The following is a 26160-nucleotide window of genomic DNA, read 5'->3' on the forward strand; positions in this document are numbered from 1 at the left end:
AGCCAATCCGTGAAAGACTTATTGAAGTTTCTGAAAGCGCAAACTAAGACCGAAGAGTTTGATGCGATCAAGATTGCTCTGGCATCGCCAGACATGATCCGTTCGTGGTCGTTCGGTGAAGTTAAGAAGCCGGAAACCATTAACTACCGTACGTTCAAACCAGAGCGTGACGGTTTGTTCTGTGCCCGTATCTTCGGGCCGGTAAAAGATTACGAGTGCCTGTGCGGTAAGTACAAGCGCTTGAAGCACCGCGGCGTTATCTGTGAGAAGTGCGGCGTTGAAGTGACCCAGACCAAAGTGCGTCGTGAGCGCATGGGCCACATCGAACTGGCTTCGCCAACCGCGCATATCTGGTTCCTGAAATCGCTGCCGTCCCGCATCGGTTTGCTGCTGGATATGCCGCTGCGTGACATCGAACGCGTACTGTACTTCGAATCCTACGTGGTGGTTGAAGGCGGTATGACCAACCTCGAGCGCCGTCAGATCCTGACCGAAGAGCAGTATCTGGACGCGCTGGAAGAGTTCGGTGACGAATTCGACGCCAAGATGGGTGCAGAAGCGATCCAGGCCCTGTTGAAAAACATGGATCTGGAGCAAGAGTGTGAAACTCTGCGCGAAGAGCTGAACGAAACCAACTCCGAAACCAAGCGTAAGAAGCTGACCAAGCGTATCAAGCTGCTGGAAGCGTTCGTACAGTCCGGCAACAAGCCGGAGTGGATGATCCTGACCGTGCTGCCGGTACTGCCGCCGGATCTGCGTCCGCTGGTTCCGCTGGATGGCGGTCGTTTCGCGACCAGCGATCTGAACGATCTGTATCGTCGCGTCATCAACCGTAACAACCGTTTGAAGCGCCTGCTGGATCTGGCCGCGCCGGACATCATCGTGCGCAACGAAAAGCGTATGCTGCAAGAAGCGGTAGATGCGCTGCTGGATAACGGCCGTCGCGGTCGTGCGATCACCGGTTCCAACAAACGTCCTCTGAAATCTTTGGCCGACATGATCAAAGGTAAGCAGGGTCGTTTCCGTCAGAACCTGCTCGGTAAGCGTGTTGACTACTCCGGCCGTTCCGTTATCACCGTTGGTCCATACCTGCGTCTGCACCAGTGTGGCCTGCCGAAGAAAATGGCGCTGGAGCTGTTCAAACCGTTCATCTACGGCAAGCTGGAGCTGCGTGGCCTGGCCACCACCATCAAAGCCGCCAAGAAAATGGTTGAGCGCGAAGAAGCCGTCGTCTGGGATATCCTGGATGAAGTGATCCGCGAACACCCGGTACTGCTGAACCGTGCACCAACCCTGCACCGTTTGGGTATCCAGGCTTTTGAACCGGTACTGATCGAAGGTAAAGCCATCCAGCTGCACCCGCTGGTTTGTGCGGCGTATAACGCCGACTTCGATGGTGACCAGATGGCTGTTCACGTACCGCTGACGCTGGAAGCCCAGCTGGAAGCGCGTGCGCTGATGATGTCGACCAACAACATCCTGTCTCCGGCGAACGGCGAGCCAATCATCGTTCCGTCTCAGGACGTTGTACTGGGTCTGTACTACATGACCCGTGACTGTGTTAACGCCAAAGGCGAAGGCATGGTGCTGAGTGGTCCTAAAGAAGCCGAGCGTATTTACCGCGCTGGCCTGGCCTCGCTGCATGCGCGCGTTAAAGTGCGTATCACTGAAGAAGTGAAAGATGCGGAAGGCGAGTGGACGACGCAGACCAGCCTGGTGGACACCACCATCGGCCGCGCCATCCTGTGGATGATCGTGCCGAAGGGCCTGCCGTACTCTATCGTTAACCAGCCGTTGGGCAAAAAAGCGATCTCCAAGATGCTGAACACCTGTTACCGCATCATGGGGCTGAAGCCGACCGTTATCTTTGCTGACCAGATCATGTACACCGGTTTTGCTTACGCAGCCCGTTCAGGCGCTTCCGTAGGCATCGACGACATGGTTATTCCGGCGAAGAAAGCCGAGATCATCGAAGAAGCGGAAACCGAAGTTGCCGAGATCCAGGAGCAGTTCCAGTCTGGTCTGGTTACCGCCGGCGAACGCTACAACAAGGTTATCGATATCTGGGCTGCGGCCAACGAACGCGTTGCTAAAGCGATGATGGAAAACCTGTCGGTAGAAGACGTGGTTAACCGTGACGGCGAAGTGGAACAGCAGGTTTCCTTCAACAGCATCTTTATGATGGCCGACTCCGGTGCGCGTGGTTCCGCCGCTCAGATTCGTCAGCTGGCCGGTATGCGTGGCCTGATGGCGAAGCCGGACGGCTCCATCATCGAAACGCCAATCACCGCGAACTTCCGTGAAGGTCTGAACGTACTCCAGTACTTCATCTCCACGCACGGTGCGCGTAAAGGTCTGGCGGATACCGCACTGAAAACCGCGAACTCCGGTTATCTGACGCGTCGTCTGGTTGACGTTGCGCAGGATCTGGTGGTGACCGAAGACGACTGTGGCACCCACGACGGCATCCTGATGACCCCGGTCATCGAAGGTGGCGACGTGAAAGAGCCGCTGCGTGAGCGCGTACTGGGTCGTGTGACCGCTGAAGAAGTGTTGAAGCCGGGTACGGCGGATATTCTGGTTCCGCGTAACACCCTGCTGAACGAAAAATGGTGTGATCTGTTAGAAGAAAACTCCGTTGACAGCGTGAAGGTTCGCTCCGTCGTTAGCTGTGAAACCGACTTCGGCGTGTGTGCAAACTGCTATGGTCGTGACCTGGCGCGTGGCCACATCATCAACAAAGGTGAGGCCATCGGCGTTATCGCGGCACAGTCCATCGGTGAGCCGGGTACCCAGCTGACGATGCGTACCTTCCACATCGGTGGTGCGGCATCGCGTGCGGCTGCTGAATCCAGCATCCAGGTGAAAAACAGCGGTAGCATCAAGCTGAGCAACGCCAAATTCGTTGTGAACAGCAGCGATAAGCTGGTGATCACCTCGCGTAACACCGAGCTGAAACTGATCGACGAATTCGGCCGTACCAAAGAAAGCTACAAGGTGCCTTACGGCGCTGTGATGGCGAAAGGTGACAACGCGGAAGTGACCGGCGGCGAGACCGTTGCGAACTGGGATCCGCACACCATGCCGGTAGTCAGTGAAGTGAGCGGTTTCATTCGCTTTGCCGATATGATCGACGGCCAGACGATTACTCGTCAGACCGACGAACTGACCGGTTTGTCATCGCTGGTGGTTCTGGATTCTGCAGAACGTACCGCGGGCGGTAAAGATCTGCGTCCTGCACTGAAAATTGTTGACGCCAACGGCGACGACGTCCTGATCCCAGGCACCGATATGCCTGCTCAGTACTTCCTGCCGGGCAAAGCGATTGTTCAGCTGGAAGACGGCGTACAGATCGGTTCGGGTGATACCCTGGCGCGTATTCCGCAGGAATCCGGCGGTACCAAGGATATTACCGGTGGTCTGCCGCGCGTTGCGGATCTGTTCGAAGCTCGTCGTCCGAAAGAGCCGGCAATCCTGGCTGAAATCAGCGGGATTATCTCGTTCGGTAAAGAGACCAAAGGCAAACGCCGTCTGGTTATCACTCCGCTGGACGGCAGCGATGCCTACGAAGAGATGATTCCAAAATGGCGTCAGCTCAACGTGTTTGAAGGCGAACGCGTCGAACGTGGTGATGTGGTTTCCGATGGTCCAGAGTCGCCGCACGACATTCTGCGTCTGCGTGGTGTGCATGCGGTTACCCGCTACATCACCAACGAAGTGCAGGAAGTTTACCGTCTGCAAGGCGTTAAGATTAACGATAAGCACATCGAAGTTATCGTTCGTCAGATGCTGCGTAAAGGCACCATCGTTAGCGCTGGTGGCTCTGAGTTCCTGGAAGGCGAGCAGGCTGAAGTGTCTCGCGTCAAGATTGCCAACCGCCAGCTGGAAGCAGATGGCAAGTTGGGTGCAACCTTCGCGCGCGACCTGCTGGGTATCACCAAGGCATCCTTGGCGACCGAGTCCTTCATCTCTGCTGCATCGTTCCAGGAAACGACGCGCGTTCTCACCGAAGCGGCGGTTGCCGGTAAGCGTGATGAACTGCGTGGCCTGAAAGAGAACGTCATCGTGGGCCGTCTGATCCCAGCCGGTACCGGTTACGCTTATCATCAGGACCGCATGCGCCGTCGTGCACAGGGCGAAGCACCGGTTGTTCCGCAGGTGAGCGCGGAAGAAGCGACTGCCAACCTGGCCGAATTGCTGAATGCAGGCCTGAACGGTAACGGCGACGAGTAATCGCGCCGCGGCCCGGTACGCCGGGCCAGTATTGATAAACCGTCCCTTTGGGGGCGGTTTTTTTTTGCCTGCGGACGGGTGCCGGGTGGGAGAAATGGAACCGGAGACGCATGGCGCTCTGGCCATACGCTCCGGGGTTGGTAAGGCAAGGTTATCAAGAGGGGGAGATAACCTTGGTTGGCTTCGGGATTGATAACCAACGCCGCCACTTTACGTCAATGGTCGGCGGCGGCCAGCGGCGTTTACCGAGGCTGCGCGCCGTTTCCAGCACTTTTCTCTGGCCGTTGAAAACGTTGCCGTTTATTGCGGTGCGCGTCCCAGATAGCTATCCCAGTCTTTCCATACCGGCTGCAGCCCTGCCTTGTCGATCGCCTGGGCGACCTGTTGCGGGGAGCGGCCGTCGTGCGGCTCAAACTGTTCCAGTTCCGGCGGCACATCGTCAGCGTAACCGCCCGGCTGCGTTTTGGAGCCGGCGCTGACGCTGTTAATGGCTAGCGGGATCACGTGATCGCGAAAATGCGGCGATTCGCGTGTGGACAGGGACAGTTCGACGTCAGGCGCAAACAGCCGGAAGGCGCAAATCAGTTGCACCAGCTGCGCTTCATCCATCAGTGACGCCGGTTCGATACCGCCGGCGCACGGCCGCAGACGCGGGAACGAAATCGAATAGCGGCTCTGCCAGTAGGTTTGCTGCAGATAGGCCAGATGCTCCGCCAGCAGATAGCAATCGGTGCGCCAGCTGTTGGACAGGCCGATCAGCGCCCCCAGCCCGATCTTGTCGATCCCGGCGCGCGCCAGGCGATCCGGCGTCGCCAGTCGCCAGTGGAAATCCTGCTTCTGTCCGCGCAGATGGTGCTGCTGATAGGTGGTCGGATGATAGGTTTCCTGATACACCAGCACGCCGTCCAGCCCCAGGGTTTTCAGCTCCGCATACTCCTCCTGCGACATCGGCTGCACTTCCATCATCAGCGAACTGAACTGAGAGCGGATCTGCGGCAGATGGCGGCGAAAATAGTCCATGCCGACCTTAGTCTGGTGTTCGCCGGTGACCAGCAGCAGGTGCTCGAAACCCAGCGCCTTGATGGCGCGGCACTCTAGGGCGATCTCGTCGGCGTCCAGCGTTTTTCGCTTGATACGGTTGCTCATGGAAAAACCGCAGTAAGTGCAGTCATTGGCGCACAGGTTGGATAGGTAGAGCGGGACGTAGAAGCTGACCACGTTGCCGAAACGCTGGCGAGTCAGCTGTTGGGCGCGTTGCGCCAGCGGTTCGAGGTAGGGAGCCGCCGCCGGTGAAATCAGCGCCATAAAATCGTCCCGCGTCAGCTTCTCTGCGTTCAGCGCCCGCTCCACATCGCGCGCCGTTTTGCTGTTGATGCGCAGGGTGATGTCATCCCAGTCAAAGGTTTGCCAGCGTTGCGAGAAATCATCCGCCATCAGTCCACCTCCGCCGATTGGCTGAGAAATGCGGTCAGCGGGCTGGAGGCGGCCGCGCTGCGCTGGCTGTGGCCGAGGCCTGCCTGGCGCGCCAGCTCGCCGGCCTCCAGCGCCAGGCGGAAAGCCTGCGCCATATGTACCGGGTTGCGGGCGACGGCGATAGCGGTATTCACCAGCACCGCGTCGGCGCCCAGCTCCATTGCTTCCAGTGCGTGGCTGGGGGCGCCGATGCCGGCGTCAACCACCACCGGCACGTTGGCCTGCTCGATAATGATCTCCAGAAAATCGCGGGTGCGTAGCCCGCGGTTGGAGCCGATCGGCGCGCCCAGCGGCATCACCGCAGCGCAGCCCGCTTCCTCCAGCCGTTTGCACAGCACCGGGTCGGCGCCGCAGTAAGGCAGCACCACAAACCCCTCTTTGACCAGCGTTTCCGCAGCTTTCAGCGTTTCGATCGGGTCGGGCAGCAGGTACTTCACGTCCGGGTGGATTTCCAGCTTCACCCAATGGGTGCCGAGGGCTTCGCGTGCCAGCCTGGCGGCGAATACCGCTTCCGCGGCGGTTTTGGCGCCGGAAGTGTTGGGCAGCAGACGCACGCCCAACTGCCGCAGCGGCGCGAGAATGGCGTCGTTGCCGCCTTGCAGGTCGACGCGCTTCATGGCCATGGTCACCAGCTGTGAGCCGGACGCCTGCAGCGCGTCAAGCATCAGCGCCGGGGTGGCGAACTTGCCGGTGCCGGTGAATAAGCGTGAGGTAAAGGTGGTATCGGCGATTTGCAGCATATCAGCCTCCGGCAATCGCTTGGAAAAGCAGAATGTCATCGCCGTCCTGCACCAGATGATTGGCCCAGTCGGCGCGCGGGATGATAACGTGATTGATGGCGAGCGCGGTACCCGGCTGGTCGCGCGTCAGCTGCGACAGCAGGGCGCTGACGCTGAGCGGCGCCGCCAGCTCCAGCGTTTGGTCATTCAGGCGGATTTGCATAGATCGCCTCCGCAGATGGGGCACGACTGGGCTTTGCTCAGCTGCAGCGTATGCCAGCTTTGCTGTTTGCCATCGAACAGGCGCAGCTTGCCGCTGAGCGCGGAGGGCATGCCCGCCAGCATCTTGATGGCTTCCAGTGCCTGCAGCGTACCGATGACGCCGACCACCGGGCCGAGTACGCCGGCGGTGCGGCAGTTGCGCTGCGGCTCCGTCTGGTCAGGGTACAGGCAGGCGTAACATCCCTGCTGGAACGGCGGGGTGATGACCAGCAACTGCCCGCTGAAGCCGACCGCGCTGCCGCTGATAAGCGGCTTGCCGGCGGCCACGCACGTGGCATTGATTGCGTGGCGGGTCGCCATATTGTCGCTGCAGTCCAGCACCAGATCGGCGCGCGCCACCGCCTGTTGCAGTTCTGCGCCCTGCAGGCGCTGCGCCAGAGCGATCGACTCGACCTGCGGATTAAGCGCCTGCAGGTGGCGTTGGGCCAGTTGGGCCTTCCCGTGCGGCACGTCGGCGCTGCGGTAGAGGATCTGCCGCTGCAGATTGGTGAGATGCAGCTGGTCATCGTCCGCCAGCAGCAGCGTTCCGACGCCGGCGGCGGCCAGATACAGCGCCGCCGGCGATCCCAACCCGCCCAGGCCGACGATCAGCACGCTGGCGCCTTTGAGTTTTTCCTGCCCGTCGGGGCCGATGTCTTCCAGCAACAGCTGCCGGCTGTAACGTAAGAATTCGTGATCGCTGAGCATACCGTTACTCCTTGCCTTCAATCAGGCGCAGCAGTTCCGCCGTAGCGGCCCGCCAGTCCGGCGCCTGGGTGATGGCACTCACCACCGCCACGCTGCCGACGCCGCAGGCCAATACCGCCGGGACGCGATCGAGGCTGATGCCGCCGATCGCCACCGTGGGATACGCCGCCAGCGTCGCCACGTGGCGCTTCAGCTCCGCCAGCCCCTGGGGGGCGGAAGGCATATCCTTGGTCTGGGTGGGAAAGATGTGGCCGAGCGCAATATACGAGGGCTGCACCGCTTTGGCGCGCGCCAGTTCGGCATCGTCATGGGTTGATACGCCAAGACGCAGCCCGGCGCGATGGATGGCTGCCAGATCGGTGCTGTCCAGATCCTCCTGCCCCAGATGGACGCCGTAGGCGCCGTGTTTGACCGCCAGCCGCCAGTAGTCATTGATAAACAGACGGGCGTTGTAGCGTTTGCCGAGGGCGATGGCGGCGATAATGTCGGCTTCGACCTGCTCATCCGGTTGGTTCTTAATCCGCAGCTGGATGGTGGTGACGCCTGCGTCCAGCAAGCGTTCGATCCACATGACGCTGTCCACCACCGGGTACAGCCCGAGGCGGTGCGACGTGGCGGGAAACGGGCTTGATAACTCAGCCATTGTTGTCCTCCTGCAGCGCTGCGGCGCTGTGGTACAGCTCGCTGCCGCGTGAGCGGAATTCGGCGGACATTTTTTCCATACCGGACAGCACTTCGATCGGTTTGGCGGCTTCCTGCGCGGCGGCATAGTCGCGCACTTCCTGTGAAATCTTCATCGAACAGAATTTCGGCCCGCACATTGAGCAGAAATGGGCGATTTTGCCGGATTCCTGCGGCAGCGTCTCATCGTGATAGGCGCGGGCGGTGGCGGGATCCAGCGCCAGGTTGAACTGGTCTTCCCAGCGGAACTCAAAGCGCGCCTTGGACATGGCGTTATCGCGGATCTGCGCGCCGGGGTGGCCTTTCGCCAAATCCGCGGCGTGCGCGGCGATTTTATAGGTAATCAGCCCCTGTTTGACGTCTTCTTTGTTCGGCAGCCCCAGGTGCTCTTTCGGCGTCACGTAGCACAGCATGGCGCAGCCGAACCAGCCGATCATCGCGGCGCCGATGCCGGAGGTGAAGTGGTCATAGCCCGGCGCGATATCGGTGGTCAATGGCCCCAGCGTATAGAACGGCGCTTCATGGCAGTGCTCCAGCTCTTCGGTCATATTGCGGCGGATCATATGCATCGGCACGTGGCCCGGGCCTTCGATCATCACCTGTACGTCGTATTCCCAGGCGATTTTGGTCAGTTCGCCCAGCGTATGCAGCTCGGAGAACTGCGCTTCATCGTTGGCGTCCTGTACCGAGCCAGGGCGCAGGCCATCGCCCAGCGACAGTGAAACGTCGTAGGCGGCGCAGATCTCGCAGATTTCGCGGAAGTGTTCATACAGGAAGTTTTCCTGATGATGCGACAGGCACCATTTGGCCATGATCGAGCCGCCGCGTGAGACGATGCCGGTCAGGCGTTTGGCGGTCATCGGCACATAGCGCAGCAGCACGCCGGCGTGGATGGTGAAATAATCGACCCCTTGCTCCGCCTGCTCCAGCAGCGTGTCGCGGAACATTTCCCAGGTTAGGTTTTCCGCTACGCCGTTCACTTTTTCCAGCGCCTGATAGATGGGGACGGTGCCGATCGGCACCGGGCTGTTGCGCAGGATCCATTCGCGGGTTTCGTGGATATAGCGGCCGGTGGAGAGGTCCATCACGGTATCCGCGCCCCAGCGGGTGGACCACACCAGTTTTTCCACCTCTTCCTCGATGGAGGAGGTCACCGCAGAATTGCCGATATTGGCGTTTACCTTCACCAGGAAGTTGCGACCGATAATCATCGGTTCAGATTCCGGGTGGTTAATGTTGGCCGGGATAATGGCGCGGCCAGCGGCCACCTCCTGACGGACAAACTCCGGCGTAATGTCTTCCGGCAGGTTGGCGCCCCAGCTTTGGCCCGGATGCTGCTGGCGCAGCACCTCACTGCGGATGCGCTCACGGCCCATATTTTCGCGGATGGCGATAAATTCCATCTCCGGCGTGACGACGCCGGCGCGCGCATAGTGCAGCTGGGTGACGCATTTGCCCGACTGCGCTTTGCGTGGCTGCGGCAGATGTTCGAAACGCAGGTGGTCTAACCCCTCATCCGCCAGACGCTGCTGGGTAAAACCGGAGCTGACGTGGGCCAGCGTCTCGGTATCGTCGCGCTCTGCGATCCAGCCGGCGCGCAGCTTGTCCAGGCCGCGGTGTACGTCCAGTTGGGACGCCGGGTCGCCGTAAGGGCCGGCGGTATCATAGACCGGTACCGCCTCATTCGGCTCATATTGCGGTTCGTCTTTACTGCCGCCGATTAAGGTCGGGCTGAGCTGGATCTCGCGCATCGGCACCTGCAGATCGGGGCGCGATCCTTGCAGATAGATGCGGCGGGAGTTGGGGAAAGCGACGCCCTGAAGGTTGTCGATAAACTGCTGCGCGGCTTCACGCTGTACTTTACGGGGACGCTGGTTGTTATTAGACATAGCAAATTCCTACAAGTCGGGTGAGTTGGGAAAATTGCTTGTCTGGAGCTCGGAGGGAGTAACGATGTTGGCCGATCGGCAGACGCTGGTGGAAGGTCTGCCGCTGGCGATAGATTACTCTTGTTCCCTTCGCGGGTATTAACCCGATCAGGTTCCGCGGATCCCGAATTAACGGTCTCAGCCTGGCCGACTTGATAACAAGCCTGGCGCTAGGCACTCCGACAAGAGCCCCCAGTATAGAAGGGCATTATTGTTTGCTGCAAGGGAAAGCTATTGGACCAGGTTGCCTTTTTCCGCTTCCTGTTGGCCGGGCTGCCAGGTTTCAGTGAGCAGCTGAATCAGGCGATCTTCCAGTGCGAAGCGGGCGGCCAGCGTTTCGCCGATGTCCGACAGCGCCTGATGGAACGCCAGACAGAGATCCTGATCGATCTCGGTGTCGGCATAGCGATCGTGGAACGCCATCACCTGTTCGGTATTGATCCACAACTTGGGATAAATTTGGGTGGCGAAAGACATTTTAGGACTACTGGCGCCTTCCACCTGCTTGATGACTCTGTCATAGATATGAAAATGCCCTGCGGAGAGATAATCCACCAGATTGTGGCAAAAGTTCTCCAGCGCTTTTGCATTAAGCGGCGTATGCTTTTCTTTATTCGGCTTAATGCCGACGAGCGTGCAGTAAGCAACCAGCAACTGCTTACGTGCCTCAAGCCATTGATCAACTAATTCATTACTACCACCAACGCGCTGAGTCAGGCTTTCCAAGTGGTTGAGCATTGTTGACTCCGTAAGTAAGAAAAAGTAACGGTAAGTTATAAAAATGTAACAGTGCCGATTTCTAGAGTGCCAGTGAAGCTGAGGTTGTGCAACAACGATATGGAACTTGCATTAACAGGTAACGAAAAGGGCTGGTGGATCGTCAGCCATGAAAACAAACTTTGGTTACCAAACGGTGAATTGCCGTTTGGTGCTGCCGATAAATGGGGCCTGCGCGGCGAAGCGGCGCGGCAAATTGGCGAGTGGCAAGGGGCGCCGGTCTGGCTGGTGCGCCGCGCTATGGCGCAGGAGATGGGGTCGTTACGGCAGCTGCTGGATCTCGACCGCGCCCTGTTCCAGTTAGCCGGGCGCGGGGTGCAGCTGGCCGAATTTTATCGTTCCCATCAATTTTGCGGCTACTGTGGCCATAAGATGCACCTGAGCCGCAGTGAGAATGCTTGCCTGTGCGGCCACTGTCGCGAACGTTATTATCCGCAAATCGCCCCCTGCGTGATTGTCGCCATCCGCCGCGATGATGAAATCCTGCTGGCGCAGCACGTACGCCACCGCGGCGGCATCCATACGGTGCTGGCAGGTTTTGTCGAGGTCGGGGAAACGCTGGAGCAGGCGGTGGCCCGCGAAGTGATGGAGGAAAGCAATATTGAAATCAAAAACCTGCGCTATGTCTCCTCCCAGCCCTGGCCGTTCCCGCAGTCGCTGATGATGGCCTTTATGGCGGATTATCATCGCGGCGAACTGCGTCACGATCCCAAGGAACTGCTGCATGCCGGCTGGTATCGCTACGATCGGCTGCCCCTGCTGCCGCCGCCGGGCACCGTGGCGCGGCGTTTGATTGAGGACACCGTGGTGCTGTGCCGGGACGCATGATGCGCTGGCGCTTTGGTACAACGCCCATTCTTTTGGGTATACAATAGCGCCAGCTGAATTAAGGGAGCCAATAATGACTGAGTTGAAGAACGATCGTTACCTGCGTGCGCTGTTGCGCCAGCCGGTGGATGTTACCCCCGTATGGATGATGCGCCAGGCCGGTCGTTATTTGCCGGAGTATAAAGCCACGCGGGCGCAGGCCGGCGACTTTATGTCGCTGTGCAAGAACGCCGAACTGGCCTGTGAGGTGACGCTGCAGCCGCTGCGTCGCTATGCGCTGGATGCTGCCATCCTGTTTTCCGACATTCTGACCATTCCTGACGCCATGGGGCTGGGGCTCTACTTTGAAACCGGCGAAGGGCCGCGTTTCTCATCGCCGATTACCTGCCGCGCCGATGTAGAAAAGCTGCCGCTGTTCGATCCGGAGGTGGAGCTGGGCTATGTGATGAACGCGGTGCGCACCATCCGCCGCGAGCTGAAAGGCCAGGTGCCGCTGATCGGCTTCTCCGGCAGTCCGTGGACGCTGGCGACCTATATGGTTGAAGGCGGCAGCAGCAAGGCGTTTACCAAACTGAAAAAGATGATGTACGCCGAGCCGCAAACCCTGCACCTGCTGTTGGACAAGCTGGCGGACAGCGTGATTTTGTATCTGAATGCGCAAATCCGCGCGGGCGCGCAGTCGGTCATGGTGTTCGACACCTGGGGCGGCGTGCTGACCGGCCGTGATTACCGCGAATTCTCGCTGAACTATATGCATAAAATCGTCGATGGCCTGCTGCGCGAGCATGACGGTCGCCGGGTGCCGGTGACGTTGTTCACCAAAGGCGGCGGCCAGTGGCTGGAAGCGATGGCGGCGACCGGCTGCGATGCGCTGGGCCTGGACTGGACCACCGATATTGCCGATGCGCGTCGTCGGGTCGGCGATCGGGTGGCGCTGCAGGGCAATATGGATCCGTCGATGCTTTACGCCGCGCCGCAGCGTATTGAACAGGAGGTGGAAACCATCCTGTCCGGCTTCGGCCACGGCGAAGGGCATGTGTTCAACTTGGGCCACGGTATTCATCAGGACGTGCCGCCGGAAAACGCCGGCGTGTTTGTCGAGGCGGTGCACGCGCTGTCGGCCAAATATCATCGTTGATCCCGTGCTTCAGCGATAGCGCTACAAGGAGAGTTGCCATGATTGATACCCAGACGCTGCGCGCCGAGCAGTTACAGCGCGCCGCAGACGTGATTCGCCAGGACCAGTTGGCGGTCGACCCGCCGGCCTTTATCGCCGGCTGCGACGTGGGGTTCGAACAGGAAGGCGCAGTAACGCGCGCCGCTATCGCGATTCTGCGTTATCCGTCGCTGGAGCTGGTGGAATACCAGATTGCGCGTATTGCCACCACCATGCCGTATATTCCCGGCTTTCTCTCGTTTCGTGAATACCCGGCACTGCTGGCGGCCTGGGAACGGCTACGGCAGAAGCCCGATCTGATTTTTGTCGACGGCCACGGCATTTCGCATCCGCGTCGCCTCGGCGTGGCCAGCCACTTCGGGCTGTTGGTCGATGTGCCGACCATCGGCGTGGCGAAAAAACGGCTGTGCGGCAAGTTTGAGCCTTTGAGCGCAGAAGTCGGCGCCAAAAGCGCGCTGATGGATAAGGGAGAACAGCTGGGCTGGGTATGGCGCAGCAAGGCGCGCTGCAACCCGCTGTTTATCGCCACCGGGCACCGCGTCAGCGCCGACGGTGCGCTGGCCTGGGTGCAACGCTGCATGGCAGGCTACCGTTTACCTGAACCGACGCGCTGGGCGGACGCCATTGCCTCGCGCCGGCCGGCCTTTCAGCGCTGGCTGGCTGCGCATCCGGAGGTGTCGCCATGCGTATTTTAGGTTACACTGCGCCGCAGACTCAGCGAGTGAGACAAAATAATGCTCCGTAATCCAATTCATTTACGCTTAGAAAAGCTTGAAAGCTGGCAACATTTGACCTTTATGGCTAGTCTGTGCGAGCGTATGTATCCGAATTACCAGATGTTCTGCCTGCAAACCGAGTTTGGCGACCCGCAGGTGTACCGCCGAATCCTGGATTTGATTTGGGAGACGCTGGTAGTGAAAGACGCCAAGGTCAACTTCGACAGCCAGCTCGAGAAGTTGGAGGAAGCGATTCCGGCGGCGGAAGATTACGATCTTTACGGCGTTTACCCGGCGATTGATGCCTGTATCGCATTAGGGGAACTGATCCATTCGCGCCTCAGCGGGGAGACGCTGGAGCACGCCATCGCCATCAGCGAAACATCGATTCGCACCGTGGCGATGTTGGAAATGACCCAGGCCGGGAAAGAAATGACCGATGAAGAACTGAAGGTTCTGCCGGCGGTTGAGGAAGAATGGGACATCCAGTGGGAAATTTTCCGCCTGCTGGCAGCCTGCGAAGAGCGCGATTTAGACCTGATTAAAGGGCTACGCGCAGACCTTCGTGAGGCTGGCGTGAGCAATATTGGGATAAATTTAGCGCAATAAGGCAAGAAAACGTGATTTAACGCCTGATTTGTCATGCCTTAAGGCTTCACATCCGCACCCTGTCTGGTCTACATTTGGGGGGCGTAAAAAAAGTGGCTATCGGTGCGTGTATGCAGGAGAGTGCTGTCAATCGGCATATCCGTCGCACTCGATGCTTTGCAAACGATAAACACACTGTAAGGATAACTTATGAACAAGACTCAACTGATTGATGTAATCGCGGACAAGGCTGACCTTTCCAAAGCACAAGCTAAACTGGCTCTGGAATCTACCCTGGCTGCTATTACTGAGTCTCTGAAAGAAGGTGATGCGGTACAATTGGTTGGTTTCGGTACTTTCAAAGTAAACCATCGTGCAGAGCGCACTGGTCGCAACCCACAGACTGGCAAAGAAATCAAAATTGCAGCGGCTAACGTACCCGCGTTCGTTTCTGGCAAAGCACTGAAAGACGCAGTTAAATAAGACTGCGTGTTGGTGAAAAGATTAAACAGAGGGGCTTTGAAGCCCCTTTTGTTTGTGCGCAGGGCGCTGGCAGCCATTGGCATTGCCAGCGTCCTGAGCGCATGTAGTTGGCATCATACTCCCCCCGCCTTTACCGCCAGCGGCTACGTGGCCGATCAGGGCGTAATCCGCCTGTGGCGTAAAGACGACGAACAACAGCGTCCGGCAGTGTTGGTAACCGTATACAGCCCCTACCGCGGCGTTGGCACCGTGACAACCCGCTATGACTATCAACACGGCGCGCTGAGGCAAATCAAGCGTACTGACGCCGACGGCGACCGCGACTCTATTCAACTGCGTTTTACCGATGACGGTACGGTCAGCTTTATGCAGCGCCAGCTGGCGACGCGGCGTGAACCGCTGTCTGCGGACGATATCGCTCGTTATCAATATCAGGCGCGCCGCGTACTGGCACTAAGCGATGCGTTGCGGGCCGGCAGAGTGACCTTATATCAGGGGCGCTGGCAGCAGGACGGAGTGAAAACCTGTGCCGGGCAGTGGCGTGACCCGGAACTGGGCGACAGAGCGACGGCGTGGATTGAGCGCCGGGCGCAAAACAGCGCAGGGCCGGTCAGCGTGGCTTGGCTGGAGGCGCCGGAAGGGCGTCAGCTGTTGCTGGTGGCGAACGAAGATTTCTGTACCTGGGAACCGCAGGAAGACGCGCTGTAACAGAAGGGGACAGGACGCGGCGAACGCGCCCTGCCATGCAGCGTGATTTACTTGCCGCGCGCAATCGCGCGATAACCGATATCTTTCCGGCAGAAGCTGTCCTGCCACTCAATACCCGCCGCCAGTTGATAAGCGCGTTGCTGCGCCTGCGCCACCGTCTCGCCCAGCGCCGTCACACACAGTACGCGTCCGCCGCTGGTAACAACTTCGCCATCTTTCAATTGCGTGCCGGCATGGAAGACTTTACCGTCGGCGCTCTCCTGCTGCGGTAGGCCGTGAATTGCATCGCCGGTGCGGTAGTCGCCAGGATAGCCGCCGGCAGCCAACACCACGCCAAGAGCGGGGCGCTCATCCCACAGGGAAGTCTGTTGATCCAGCGTGCCTTCAGCGCCTGCCAGGCACAGCGCCACCAGATCGGAGCGCAGGCGCAGCATGATCGGCTGGGTTTCCGGGTCGCCGAAGCGGCAGTTGAATTCGATCACTTTTGGCTGACCCTCGGCGGAGATCATCAGGCCGGCGTACAGGAAACCGACATAGGTGTTGCCTTCTGCCGCCATGCCGCGCACCGTTGGCCAGATCACCTGATCCATCACCCGCTGGTGGATTTCGTCGGTAACCACCGGCGCCGGCGAGTAAGCGCCCATGCCGCCGGTGTTCGGGCCGGTATCGCCGTCGCCGACGCGTTTGTGGTCTTGGCTGGTGGCCATCGGCACCACGTGTTCGCCATCCACCATAACGATAAAGCTGGCTTCTTCGCCATCCAGGAACTCTTCAACCACAATCCGGTGGCCGGCGTCGCCAAAGGCGTTGCCCGCCAGCATATCGCGCACGGCGTCTTCTGCCTGCTGCAGCGTCAGGGCGACGATGACCCCTTTGCCTGCCGCCAGCCCGTCGGCCTTAATCACGATCGGCGCGCCTTTGCTGCGTACATAGTCCAGCGCCGTGTCTACGTCGGTAAAGTTTTGGTACTCCGCCGTCGGGATCTGATGGCGGGCAAGGAAATCTTTGGTAAATGCTTTGGAACCTTCCAACTGGGCGGCGGCCTGCGACGGACCGAAGATTTTCAGGCCGGCGGCCTGGAAGGCGTCGACCACGCCGATTACCAGCGGTGCTTCCGGCCCGACAATGGTCAGGCCGATGTCGTGGCTCTGGGCAAAGGCGAGCAGCGCCGGGATGTCGGTGGCGGAAATGGCTACGTTTTCCAGATTGCTTTCCAGCGCGGTGCCGGCATTGCCGGGGGCGACGTACACTTTATCAGCCAGCGGCGACTGGGCGGCTTTCCAGGCCAGCGCGTGTTCACGCCCGCCGTTACCGATAACTAAAATATTCATCAGGTGCTCCACAAAAAACGGCGTGCGCCACGCGGCGCACGCAATAACAGGGGATTAATGGCGGAAGTGGCGCATGTCGGTGAAGATCATGGCGATGCCGTGCTCGTTGGCGGCGGCGATCACTTCGTCGTCGCGAATGGAGCCGCCCGGCTGGATCACGCAGGTGATGCCCACCGCGGCTGCGGCATCAATGCCGTCGCGGAACGGGAAGAAGGCGTCGGAGGCCATTGCGGAGCCTTTCACTTCCAGCCCTTCATCGCCTGCCTTGATGCCGGCGATTTTGGCGGAGTAAACGCGGCTCATTTGGCCGGCACCAATGCCGATGGTCATATTGTCGCGTGCATAGACGATAGCATTGGACTTCACGAACTTGGCTACTTTCCAGCAGAACAGCGCATCACGCAGCTCTTGCTCGCTTGGCTGGCGCTCGGTGACGACGCGCAGGTCATCTGCGGTCACCATGCCCAAATCGCGATCCTGCACTAGCAGGCCGCCGTTGACGCGTTTGAAGTCCAGGCCGGCAACGCGCTGCTGCCATTGTCCGCAGGCCAGTACGCGCACGTTCTGTTTGGCGGCCAGCAGGCTGCGTGCTTCTTCGCTGACGTTTGGCGCGATGATCACTTCAACGAACTGGCGGCTGATAATGGCCTGCGCGGTGGCGGCGTCCAGCTCACGGTTAAAGGCGATGATGCCGCCGAACGCGGAGGTCGGGTCGGTTTTGTAAGCGCGCTCGTAGGCCGCCAGAATGTCATCGCCAATTGCCACGCCGCACGGGTTGGCATGTTTGACGATTACGCAGGCCGGCTCGGCGAACTCTTTTACGCACTCCAGCGCGGCGTCGGTATCCGCGATATTGTTGTAAGAGAGCGCTTTACCCTGCAGCTGCTGCGCCGTGGCGACGGACGCCTCCTGCAGATTCTCTTCTATATAGAAGGCGGCCTGCTGGTGGCTGTTTTCCCCGTAGCGCATATCCTGCTTCTTCACGTAGTTCAGATTCAGGGTGCGCGGGAAGCGGCCGGCAGGCTGTTCGGTATCGCCGTGGTAAGCCGGCACCAGCGTGCCGAAGTAGTTGGCAATCATGCTGTCATAGGCGGCGGTATGCTCAAAGGCTTTGATCGCCAGATTGAAGCGGGTGTTGAACAGCAGGGAGCCGTCGTTGTTATCCATCTCGCCAATAATTGCCGCGTAGTCGCCGCTCTTTACTACGATGGCAACGTCTTTATGGTTCTTGGCGGCAGAGCGCACCATGGTCGGCCCGCCGATATCGATGTTTTCCACCGCGTCTTCCAGCGAGCAGTCCGGGCGTGCAACGGTCTGTGCGAAAGGGTACAGGTTGACGACCACCATATCGATCGGCTGGATCGCATGTTGGTTCATGATGGCGTCATCCTGGCCGCGCCGGCCGAGAATGCCGCCGTGTACTTTGGGATGTAGGGTTTTGACTCGTCCGTCCATCATCTCCGGGAAACCGGTATAGTCGGACACTTCGGTGACAGGCAGGCCGGCATCAGCCAGCAGGCGGGCGGTGCCGCCGGTAGACAGAAGTTCAACGCCGCGCTGTGACAGCGCCTGCGCAAATTCAACGATACCGGCTTTGTCAGAAACGCTGAGCAGGGCCCGGCGGATTGGACGAGGTTGTTGCATGGTTTTATCCCTTGGCTTTTGAGTCGCAATATAAAGAGCGTTACGTGAATCTCTACCTTTTGACTCTCTATATAAAGAGAAACAGGAACAGATTCAGGTAACGCCCCCATAAAGGGGGATCGTTTCATCGCCGGGAATTGTAGCGAAAACGTTTGCGTGGCGCTCGTAAATTTTCCGCTCAAATACCTTCTGTGGATAAGTTTGTGCAAAAGTGGGTATAAGGGCGGCTTTTGCTGTGGAATGCAGCAAACGAACGTTTTTGTTGAAAATACCTGTTGCGGCCTGCGCGGAACTCCCTATAATGCGCCTCCATCGACACGGCGCAAGTGATTCACTTCACACAGCGACCGAGACGAAAGAGAAAAAATCCTGAAAAAACGGGTTGACTCTGAAAGAGGAAAGCGTAATATACGCCACCTCGAGTTAGCAAGCGAAAGCGCGTAACTCACTGCTCTTTAACAATTTATCAGACAATCTGTGTGGGCACTCACAAGACGATATCCAGCATCTTCGGATGCAAAAAAATATCAAGTCTTGAAGAGTGACTAACTGAAGTAAAATTCATGCAGTAAATCTTTGAGCAACAGCTATTAACTTAGCGAATCAAGCTTTTAATTGAAGAGTTTGATCATGGCTCAGATTGAACGCTGGCGGCAGGCCTAACACATGCAAGTCGAGCGGCAGCGGAAAGTAGCTTGCTACTTTGCCGGCGAGCGGCGGACGGGTGAGTAATGTCTGGGAAACTGCCCGATGGAGGGGGATAACCACTGGAAACGGTGGCTAATACCGCATAACGTCTTCGGACCAAAGTGGGGGACCTTCGGGCCTCACACCATCGGATGTGCCCAGATGGGATTAGCTAGTAGGTGGGGTAATGGCTCACCTAGGCGACGATCCCTAGCTGGTCTGAGAGGATGACCAGCCACACTGGAACTGAGACACGGTCCAGACTCCTACGGGAGGCAGCAGTGGGGAATATTGCACAATGGGCGCAAGCCTGATGCAGCCATGCCGCGTGTGTGAAGAAGGCCTTCGGGTTGTAAAGCACTTTCAGCGAGGAGGAAGGGTAGTGTCTTAATACGGCATTACATTGACGTTACTCGCAGAAGAAGCACCGGCTAACTCCGTGCCAGCAGCCGCGGTAATACGGAGGGTGCAAGCGTTAATCGGAATTACTGGGCGTAAAGCGCACGCAGGCGGTTTGTTAAGTCAGATGTGAAATCCCCGAGCTTAACTTGGGAACTGCATTTGAAACTGGCAGACTAGAGTCTCGTAGAGGGGGGTAGAATTCCAGGTGTAGCGGTGAAATGCGTAGAGATCTGGAGGAATACCGGTGGCGAAGGCGGCCCCCTGGACGAAGACTGACGCTCAGGTGCGAAAGCGTGGGGAGCAAACAGGATTAGATACCCTGGTAGTCCACGCCGTAAACGATGTCGATTTGGAGGTTGTGCCCTTGAGGCGTGGCTTCCGGAGCTAACGCGTTAAATCGACCGCCTGGGGAGTACGGCCGCAAGGTTAAAACTCAAATGAATTGACGGGGGCCCGCACAAGCGGTGGAGCATGTGGTTTAATTCGATGCAACGCGAAGAACCTTACCTACTCTTGACATCCAGAGAACTTTCCAGAGATGGATTGGTGCCTTCGGGAACTCTGAGACAGGTGCTGCATGGCTGTCGTCAGCTCGTGTTGTGAAATGTTGGGTTAAGTCCCGCAACGAGCGCAACCCTTATCCTTTGTTGCCAGCGGTTCGGCCGGGAACTCAAAGGAGACTGCCAGTGATAAACTGGAGGAAGGTGGGGATGACGTCAAGTCATCATGGCCCTTACGAGTAGGGCTACACACGTGCTACAATGGCGTATACAAAGAGAAGCGAACCTGCGAAGGCAAGCGGACCTCATAAAGTACGTCGTAGTCCGGATTGGAGTCTGCAACTCGACTCCATGAAGTCGGAATCGCTAGTAATCGTAGATCAGAATGCTACGGTGAATACGTTCCCGGGCCTTGTACACACCGCCCGTCACACCATGGGAGTGGGTTGCAAAAGAAGTAGGTAGCTTAACCTTCGGGAGGGCGCTTACCACTTTGTGATTCATGACTGGGGTGAAGTCGTAACAAGGTAACCGTAGGGGAACCTGCGGTTGGATCACCTCCTTACCTAAAGATATCCTGACTGTGCAGTGTCCACACAGATTGTCTGATGAAAAGAACGAGCAAAGCGTCTGCGAAGCCGACATATATCGTGTCCCCTTCGTCTAGAGGCCTAGGACACCGCCCTTTCACGGCGGTAACAGGGGTTCGAATCCCCTAGGGGACGCCACTTGCTGATATCGGGTGAAAGACGGTATCAAACGATATCTCAAAACTGGCTTGCGAGTCATGTTTGAGATATTTGCTCTTTAACAATCTGGAACAAGCTGAAAATTGAAACATGGCAGCTGAAACTTGTCCCCCGTAGACGTTTGGGATGAGGAGTAACCTGTCATAGAGTCTCTCAAATGTAGCAACGCGACGATGTCGGAAGACACCTTCGGGTTGTGAGGTTAAGTGACTAAGCGTACACGGTGGATGCCTAGGCAGTCAGAGGCGATGAAGGGCGTGCTAATCTGCGAAAAGCGTCGGTAAGGTGATATGAACCGTTATAACCGACGATACCCGAATGGGGAAACCCAGTGTGTTTCGACACATTATCATGTCATGAATACATAGTGGCATGAGGCGAACCGGGGGAACTGAAACATCTAAGTACCCCGAGGAAAAGAAATCAACCGAGATTCCCCCAGTAGCGGCGAGCGAACGGGGAAGAGCCCAGAACCTGAATCGGCTTGTGTGTCAGTGGAAGCGTCTGGAAAGTCGCACAGTAAAGGGTGATAGTCCCGTACACGAAGATGCACAGGTCGTGAGTTCGATGAGTAGGGCGGGACACGTGTTATCCTGTCTGAATATGGGGGGACCATCCTCCAAGGCTAAATACTCCTGACTGACCGATAGTGAACCAGTACCGTGAGGGAAAGGCGAAAAGAACCCCGGCGAGGGGAGTGAAATAGAACCTGAAACCGTGTACGTACAAGCAGTGGGAGCACCTTCGTGGTGTGACTGCGTACCTTTTGTATAATGGGTCAGCGACTTATATTTTGTAGCAAGGTTAACCGAATAGGGGAGCCGTAGGGAAACCGAGTCTTAACTGGGCGTCTAGTTGCAAGGTATAGACCCGAAACCCGGTGATCTAGCCATGGGCAGGTTGAAGGTTGGGTAACACTAACTGGAGGACCGAACCGACTAATGTTGAAAAATTAGCGGATGACTTGTGGCTGGGGGTGAAAGGCCAATCAAACCGGGAGATAGCTGGTTCTCCCCGAAAGCTATTTAGGTAGCGCCTCGTGAACTCATCTTCGGGGGTAGAGCACTGTTTCGGCTAGGGGGCCATCCCGGCTTACCAAACCGATGCAAACTCCGAATACCGAAGAATGTTATCACGGGAGACACACGGCGGGTGCTAACGTCCGTCGTGAAGAGGGAAACAACCCAGACCGCCAGCTAAGGTCCCAAAGTCATGGTTAAGTGGGAAACGATGTGGGAAGGCACAGACAGCCAGGATGTTGGCTTAGAAGCAGCCATCATTTAAAGAAAGCGTAATAGCTCACTGGTCGAGTCGGCCTGCGCGGAAGATGTAACGGGGCTAAACCATGCACCGAAGCTGCGGCAGCGACACTTAGGTGTTGTTGGGTAGGGGAGCGTTCTGTAAGCCGTTGAAGGTGTGCTGCGAGGCATGCTGGAGGTATCAGAAGTGCGAATGCTGACATAAGTAACGATAATGCGGGTGAAAAACCCGCACGCCGGAAGACCAAGGGTTCCTGTCCAACGTTAATCGGGGCAGGGTGAGTCGACCCCTAAGGCGAGGCTGAAAAGCGTAGTCGATGGGAAACAGGTTAATATTCCTGTACTTGGTGTTACTGCGAAGGGGGGACGGAGAAGGCTAGGCTAGCCGAGCGACGGTTGTCTCGGTTTAAGCGTGTAGGGGGAGTGACCTGGTAAATCCGGTTACTTGTTAACCCTGAGGCGTGATGACGATGCACTACGGTGCAGAAGTAGTTGATGCCAAGCTTCCAGGAAAAGCCTCTAAGCTCCAGGTAACACGAAATCGTACCCCAAACCGACACAGGTGGTCAGGTAGAGAATACCCAGGCGCTTGAGAGAACTCGGGTGAAGGAACTAGGCAAAATGGTGCCGTAACTTCGGGAGAAGGCACGCTGGCGCGTAGGTGAAGTCCCTCGCGGATGGAGCTGAAGCCAGTCGCAGATACCAGCTGGCTGCAACTGTTTAATAAAAACACAGCACTGTGCAAACACGAAAGTGGACGTATACGGTGTGACGCCTGCCCGGTGCCGGAAGGTTAATTGATGGGGTTATGGGTAACCAGAAGCTCTTGATCGAAGCCCCGGTAAACGGCGGCCGTAACTATAACGGTCCTAAGGTAGCGAAATTCCTTGTCGGGTAAGTTCCGACCTGCACGAATGGCGTAATGATGGCCAGGCTGTCTCCACCCGAGACTCAGTGAAATTGAACTCGCTGTGAAGATGCAGTGTACCCGCGGCAAGACGGAAAGACCCCGTGAACCTTTACTATAGCTTGACACTGAACATTGAGCCTTGATGTGTAGGATAGGTGGGAGGCTTTGAAGTGTGGACGCCAGTCTGCATGGAGCCAACCTTGAAATACCACCCTTTAATGTTTGATGTTCTAACTCGGCCCCCTAATCGGGGGTGAGGACAGTGTCTGGTGGGTAGTTTGACTGGGGCGGTCTCCTCCCAAAGAGTAACGGAGGAGCACGAAGGTTAGCTAATCACGGTCGGACATCGTGAGGTTAGTGCAAAGGCATAAGCTAGCTTGACTGCGAGAGTGACGGCTCGAGCAGGTGCGAAAGCAGGTCTTAGTGATCCGGTGGTTCTGAATGGAAGGGCCATCGCTCAACGGATAAAAGGTACTCCGGGGATAACAGGCTGATACCGCCCAAGAGTTCATATCGACGGCGGTGTTTGGCACCTCGATGTCGGCTCATCACATCCTGGGGCTGAAGTAGGTCCCAAGGGTATGGCTGTTCGCCATTTAAAGTGGTACGCGAGCTGGGTTTAGAACGTCGTGAGACAGTTCGGTCCCTATCTGCCGTGGGCGTTGGAAGATTGAGAGGGGTTGCTCCTAGTACGAGAGGACCGGAGTGAACGCACCACTGGTGTTCGGGTTGTCATGCCAATGGCATTGCCCGGTAGCTAAGTGCGGAAAAGATAAGCGCTGAAAGCATCTAAGCGCGAAACTTGCCTCAAGATGAGTCTTCCCTGGGCCTTTAAGGCCCCTGAAGGAACGTTTAAGACTAAGACGTTGATAGGCTGGGTGTGTAAGTGCAGCGATGCATTGAGCTAACCAGTACTAATGAACCGTGAGGCTTAACCTTACAACACCGAAGGTGTTTTAGAGACGCGATTTGATTTTCAGTGAAGTTCCGAGATTGGATTGACTGGCGACGTGGACGCGTTGCGGGTTGATTAAAACAGAATTTGCCTGGCGGCAATAGCGCGGTGGTCCCACCTGACCCCATGCCGAACTCAGAAGTGAAACGCCGTAGCGCCGATGGTAGTGTGGGGTCTCCCCATGCGAGAGTAGGACACTGCCAGGCATCAAACAAAGTAAGAAGCCTCATGCGAAAGCATGAGGCTTTTTGCGTTTTTGGCCGTTAGGATCGCTTACCTGTATTTTACTCTTATCGACCATTAAAAGGCCCCGTAGGGCCTTTGAGTCACGGGTGTTTGCTTCCTTGAATTACCGACTAATGAGAACTTCCCTGGGAAATCCCTAGCCCGGTTTGCGAACGAACAAACTGGGAGCGGAAGCGCTCACGCTCCTGCTGACCCGTCAATGAACTATCGGTGACGGAGAACAGCCAGGTACCGATAAAGGCTACGATCATGGAGAACAGCGCCGGGTATTCGTACGGATAGATAGGCTTCTCATGGCCCAGAATCTCTACCCAGATCGTTGGCCCCAGAATCATCAGAAGCACCGCGGTCAGCAGACCGAGCCAGCCACCGATCATGGCGCCGCGGGTTGTCAGACGGGACCAGTACATAGAAAGAATAATGATCGGGAAGTTACAACTGGCGGCGATGGAGAAGGCTAGCCCGACCATAAAGGCGATATTTTGTTTTTCGAACAGGATCCCCAAGCCAATGGCGACGATCCCCAGCAGTACTACGGTAATTTTCGACACCCGCAGCTCTTCTTTCTCGGTCGCCTTGCCGTTTTTGACCACGCTGGCGTAAAGATCGTGCGATACCGCAGAAGCCCCGGCTAATGTCAGACCGGCAACAACCGCCAGGATGGTGGCGAACGCGACGGCAGAGATAAAACCAAGGAAGAAATTACCGCCAACTGCATTGGCTAAGTGAACGGCGGCCATATTGGTGCCGCCAAGCAGAGCGCCGGTGGCATCTTTAAAGGCAGGGTTAGCGCTGACCAGCAGGATGGCGCCAAAGCCGATAATAAAGGTCAGAATATAAAAGTAGCCAATAAAGCCGGTGGCGTAGAACACGCTTTTCCGTGCTTCTTTAGCATCGCTGACGGTGAAGAAGCGCATCAGGATATGCGGCAGACCGGCGGTACCGAACATGAGTGCCAGGCCCAGCGAGAGTGCGGATATTGGGTCGGAGACCAGCCCGCCGGGGCTCATGATTTCGCCCCCTTTCGGGTGCACCTTCACGGCTTCGGCAAACAGCGTATTAAAGTCAAAATTGACCGACTTCATCACCATCAGTGCCATAAAACTGGCGCCGGCCAGTAGCAAAACGGCTTTGATAATCTGTACCCAGGTGGTGGCCAACATCCCGCCAAACAGAACGTACATCACCATCAAAATACCGACCAAAATAACCGCTACGTGGTAGTTCAGCCCGAACAGCAGCTCGATCAGTTTGCCGGCGCCGACCATCTGGGCAATCAGATAGAGCGCAACCACCACCAGAGAACCGCATGCTGACAGCAGACGAATCGGTTTTTGCTGCAGTCGGTACGATGCGACGTCGGCAAAGGTATAGCGCCCTAGGTTACGTAGCCGTTCGGCGATCAGGAATAGGATAATCGGCCAACCAATCAGAAAACCAATGGAATAGATCAGTCCGTCGTAGCCGGAGGTATAAACCAATGCGGAAATGCCGAGAAACGAGGCGGCGGACATAAAGTCACCGGCGATCGCCAGCCCGTTTTGAAAACCGGTGATACGACCACCGGCGGTGTAGTAATCCTGGCGGGAGCGGGTGCGTTTGGAGGCCCAGTAAGTGATGTACAGCGTCGCACCGACGAACAGGACAAACATCACGATGGCTTGAATATTTAACGGCTGGCGCTGTACCGCACCGGTGATGGCATCAGCATTGGCCAGTGTTGGCAGCAGCAGGGCGGCAATGGCAAGTAAGTATCTCATTGTTTCACCTCACGCAGAATCTCTGCCGTCAGGCGATCAAACTCGCCGTTAGCACGGAACACGTAGATACCGGTCAAGACAAAAGAGATGACGATCAATCCAACGCCGACGGGAATACCTCGGGTGATGGTGGAGCCGGCGGCGATGGGGGTACCCAGCCACTGCGGCGCGAAGGCGATCAGTAGGATAAAGCCGACGTATAGCGCCAGCGTGATTAACGACAGTAGCCAGGCGAAACGGCCACGTTTGCGCACCAGCTCCTTAAAGCGCGGGTTTTGCTCAATTCCCTGGTAAATGGTGTCATTCATTGTATGTCTCCAAAAGGCATTGATTGCGAACGCCGCGCTATATCCGCAGCCTTTCAGGATACCTACATCTGTTCCGGCATTTGTTTCAGGCAGATACCGGGTAATTCATTCAGACGCAGACTGCAACCT

The 26160-nt window shown here is 57.4% G+C and carries 18 protein-coding genes, 1 tRNA gene, 3 rRNA genes and 1 riboswitch; of the genes, 11 read left to right on the plus strand and 11 right to left on the minus strand.

Annotated elements, in window-relative coordinates:
• Nucleotides 1–9: 9 nt before the first annotated feature.
• Nucleotides 10–4233, plus strand: coding sequence for a DNA-directed RNA polymerase subunit beta' (rpoC, locus tag TAN611_RS01260; RefSeq protein ID WP_105229430.1), 4224 nt, complete (start codon nucleotides 10–12; stop codon nucleotides 4231–4233).
• A gap of 300 nt (nucleotides 4234–4533) precedes the next feature.
• Here the strand turns inward: rpoC and thiH are convergent, their stop codons facing one another.
• The 7 genes from thiH to rsd form a co-directional block, all read right to left on the minus strand.
• Nucleotides 4534–5667: a 2-iminoacetate synthase ThiH gene (thiH, locus tag TAN611_RS01265; protein ID WP_203067120.1), complete on the minus strand. Its 1134-nt coding sequence runs from the start codon at nucleotides 5665–5667 to the stop codon at nucleotides 4534–4536.
• Entirely contained in the window at nucleotides 5667–6446 is a 780-nt protein-coding gene (locus tag TAN611_RS01270; RefSeq protein ID WP_105229432.1) for a thiazole synthase, read from the minus strand. Before TAN611_RS01270 ends, thiH begins: the two co-directional genes overlap by 1 nt.
• A 1-nt stretch (nucleotide 6447) precedes the next feature.
• Nucleotides 6448–6648: a sulfur carrier protein ThiS gene (gene thiS / locus TAN611_RS01275; protein ID WP_105229433.1), complete on the minus strand. Its 201-nt coding sequence runs from the start codon at nucleotides 6646–6648 to the stop codon at nucleotides 6448–6450.
• Nucleotides 6633–7394, minus strand: coding sequence for a HesA/MoeB/ThiF family protein (locus TAN611_RS01280; protein WP_105229434.1), 762 nt, complete (start codon nucleotides 7392–7394; stop codon nucleotides 6633–6635). The genes thiS and TAN611_RS01280 overlap by 16 nt, the downstream gene beginning before the upstream one ends.
• A 4-nt stretch (nucleotides 7395–7398) precedes the next feature.
• A complete protein-coding gene (gene thiE / locus TAN611_RS01285) occupies nucleotides 7399–8037 on the minus strand; it encodes a thiamine phosphate synthase (RefSeq protein WP_105229435.1) in 639 nt (212 codons plus the stop codon).
• A complete protein-coding gene (gene thiC, locus TAN611_RS01290) occupies nucleotides 8030–9964 on the minus strand; it encodes a phosphomethylpyrimidine synthase ThiC (protein ID WP_197951021.1) in 1935 nt (644 codons plus the stop codon). Before thiC ends, thiE begins: the two co-directional genes overlap by 8 nt.
• Before the next feature lie 107 nt (nucleotides 9965–10071).
• Nucleotides 10072–10195, minus strand: a riboswitch (TPP riboswitch).
• Between the two features lie 39 nt (nucleotides 10196–10234).
• Nucleotides 10235–10741 carry a sigma D regulator gene (gene rsd, locus TAN611_RS01295; protein ID WP_203067121.1) on the minus strand — a complete coding sequence of 169 codons (507 nt, stop codon included), beginning with the start codon at nucleotides 10739–10741 and terminating at the stop codon, nucleotides 10235–10237.
• A 99-nt stretch (nucleotides 10742–10840) separates the two neighbouring features.
• On the opposite strand from rsd, the gene nudC reads away from it, so the two are divergent.
• From nudC to TAN611_RS01325, 6 genes are all read left to right on the plus strand, one after another.
• Complete coding sequence (gene nudC / locus TAN611_RS01300; protein WP_197951023.1) at nucleotides 10841–11608, plus strand: NAD(+) diphosphatase; 768 nt, start codon at nucleotides 10841–10843, stop codon at nucleotides 11606–11608.
• A 73-nt stretch (nucleotides 11609–11681) separates the two neighbouring features.
• On the plus strand, nucleotides 11682–12746 hold the full coding sequence (gene hemE / locus TAN611_RS01305; RefSeq protein ID WP_105229439.1) for a uroporphyrinogen decarboxylase: 1065 nt from the start codon (nucleotides 11682–11684) through the stop codon (nucleotides 12744–12746).
• Between the two features lie 41 nt (nucleotides 12747–12787).
• A complete protein-coding gene (gene nfi / locus TAN611_RS01310; protein ID WP_111738005.1) occupies nucleotides 12788–13480 on the plus strand; it encodes a deoxyribonuclease V in 693 nt (230 codons plus the stop codon).
• Nucleotides 13481–13519: 39 nt separating this feature from the next.
• Complete coding sequence (locus tag TAN611_RS01315; protein ID WP_105229440.1) at nucleotides 13520–14110, plus strand: YjaG family protein; 591 nt, start codon at nucleotides 13520–13522, stop codon at nucleotides 14108–14110.
• Between the two features lie 189 nt (nucleotides 14111–14299).
• Entirely contained in the window at nucleotides 14300–14572 is a 273-nt protein-coding gene (gene hupA / locus TAN611_RS01320) for a nucleoid-associated protein HU-alpha (protein WP_004957785.1), read from the plus strand.
• A gap of 36 nt (nucleotides 14573–14608) precedes the next feature.
• Nucleotides 14609–15280, plus strand: a complete 672-nt coding sequence (locus TAN611_RS01325; protein WP_238404492.1) for a DUF1481 domain-containing protein — start codon at nucleotides 14609–14611, stop codon at nucleotides 15278–15280.
• Nucleotides 15281–15327: 47 nt separating this feature from the next.
• On the opposite strand, the gene purD is transcribed toward TAN611_RS01325, so the two are convergent.
• Together purD and purH are read right to left on the minus strand one after the other, a co-directional pair.
• Nucleotides 15328–16611, minus strand: a complete 1284-nt coding sequence (gene purD / locus TAN611_RS01330; protein WP_187043792.1) for a phosphoribosylamine--glycine ligase — start codon at nucleotides 16609–16611, stop codon at nucleotides 15328–15330.
• A 54-nt stretch (nucleotides 16612–16665) separates the two neighbouring features.
• On the minus strand, nucleotides 16666–18255 hold the full coding sequence (purH, locus tag TAN611_RS01335) for a bifunctional phosphoribosylaminoimidazolecarboxamide formyltransferase/IMP cyclohydrolase (protein ID WP_111736254.1): 1590 nt from the start codon (nucleotides 18253–18255) through the stop codon (nucleotides 16666–16668).
• Between the two features lie 612 nt (nucleotides 18256–18867).
• Here purH and TAN611_RS01340 point away from each other — a divergent pair.
• The 4 genes from TAN611_RS01340 to rrf all read left to right on the plus strand — a co-directional run bounded on the left by TAN611_RS01340 (nucleotide 18868) and on the right by rrf (nucleotide 23923).
• A 16S ribosomal RNA gene (locus TAN611_RS01340) occupies nucleotides 18868–20409 on the plus strand.
• 87 nt (nucleotides 20410–20496) lie between these two features.
• Nucleotides 20497–20572: transfer RNA gene (locus TAN611_RS01345), tRNA-Glu, on the plus strand.
• Between the two features lie 221 nt (nucleotides 20573–20793).
• Nucleotides 20794–23701 (plus strand): 23S ribosomal RNA (locus TAN611_RS01350).
• 106 nt (nucleotides 23702–23807) lie between these two features.
• A 5S ribosomal RNA gene (rrf, locus tag TAN611_RS01355) occupies nucleotides 23808–23923 on the plus strand.
• Together the 16S, 23S and 5S rRNA genes with 1 tRNA gene alongside form the textbook arrangement of a ribosomal RNA operon.
• A gap of 150 nt (nucleotides 23924–24073) precedes the next feature.
• Here the strand turns inward: rrf and actP are convergent.
• Together actP and TAN611_RS01365 are read right to left on the minus strand one after the other, a co-directional pair.
• Entirely contained in the window at nucleotides 24074–25723 is a 1650-nt protein-coding gene (gene actP, locus TAN611_RS01360; protein WP_203067122.1) for a cation/acetate symporter ActP, read from the minus strand.
• Nucleotides 25720–26031, minus strand: a complete 312-nt coding sequence (locus TAN611_RS01365; RefSeq protein ID WP_015344244.1) for a DUF485 domain-containing protein — start codon at nucleotides 26029–26031, stop codon at nucleotides 25720–25722. Before TAN611_RS01365 ends, actP begins: the two co-directional genes overlap by 4 nt.
• Nucleotides 26032–26160: the final 129 nt, after the last annotated feature.

The organism is Serratia sp. Tan611 (assembly GCF_905188235.1).
In the GTDB taxonomy this organism is placed as follows: Bacteria; Pseudomonadota; Gammaproteobacteria; order Enterobacterales; family Enterobacteriaceae; genus Serratia_B; species Serratia_B rhizosphaerae.

Bases quoted from the DNA above. Each gene is read 5' to 3' on its own strand.
- thiH (WP_203067120.1), bottom strand. From the start codon at position 5,667: ATGGCGGATGATTTCTCGCAACGCTGGCAAACCTTTGACTGGGATGAC.
- TAN611_RS01270 (WP_105229432.1), bottom strand. From the start codon at position 6,446: ATGCTGCAAATCGCCGATACCACCTTTACCTCACGCTTATTCACCGGC.
- thiS (WP_105229433.1), bottom strand. From the start codon at position 6,648: ATGCAAATCCGCCTGAATGACCAAACGCTGGAGCTGGCGGCGCCGCTC.
- TAN611_RS01280 (WP_105229434.1), bottom strand. From the start codon at position 7,394: ATGCTCAGCGATCACGAATTCTTACGTTACAGCCGGCAGCTGTTGCTG.
- thiE (WP_105229435.1), bottom strand. From the start codon at position 8,037: ATGGCTGAGTTATCAAGCCCGTTTCCCGCCACGTCGCACCGCCTCGGG.
- thiC (WP_197951021.1), bottom strand. From the start codon at position 9,964: ATGTCTAATAACAACCAGCGTCCCCGTAAAGTACAGCGTGAAGCCGCG.
- rsd (WP_203067121.1), bottom strand. From the start codon at position 10,741: ATGCTCAACCACTTGGAAAGCCTGACTCAGCGCGTTGGTGGTAGTAAT.
- nudC (WP_197951023.1), top strand. From the start codon at position 10,841: ATGGAACTTGCATTAACAGGTAACGAAAAGGGCTGGTGGATCGTCAGC.
- hemE (WP_105229439.1), top strand. From the start codon at position 11,682: ATGACTGAGTTGAAGAACGATCGTTACCTGCGTGCGCTGTTGCGCCAG.
- TAN611_RS01315 (WP_105229440.1), top strand. From the start codon at position 13,520: ATGCTCCGTAATCCAATTCATTTACGCTTAGAAAAGCTTGAAAGCTGG.
- hupA (WP_004957785.1), top strand. From the start codon at position 14,300: ATGAACAAGACTCAACTGATTGATGTAATCGCGGACAAGGCTGACCTT.
- purD (WP_187043792.1), bottom strand. From the start codon at position 16,611: ATGAATATTTTAGTTATCGGTAACGGCGGGCGTGAACACGCGCTGGCC.
- purH (WP_111736254.1), bottom strand. From the start codon at position 18,255: ATGCAACAACCTCGTCCAATCCGCCGGGCCCTGCTCAGCGTTTCTGAC.
- actP (WP_203067122.1), bottom strand. From the start codon at position 25,723: ATGAGATACTTACTTGCCATTGCCGCCCTGCTGCTGCCAACACTGGCC.
- TAN611_RS01365 (WP_015344244.1), bottom strand. From the start codon at position 26,031: ATGAATGACACCATTTACCAGGGAATTGAGCAAAACCCGCGCTTTAAG.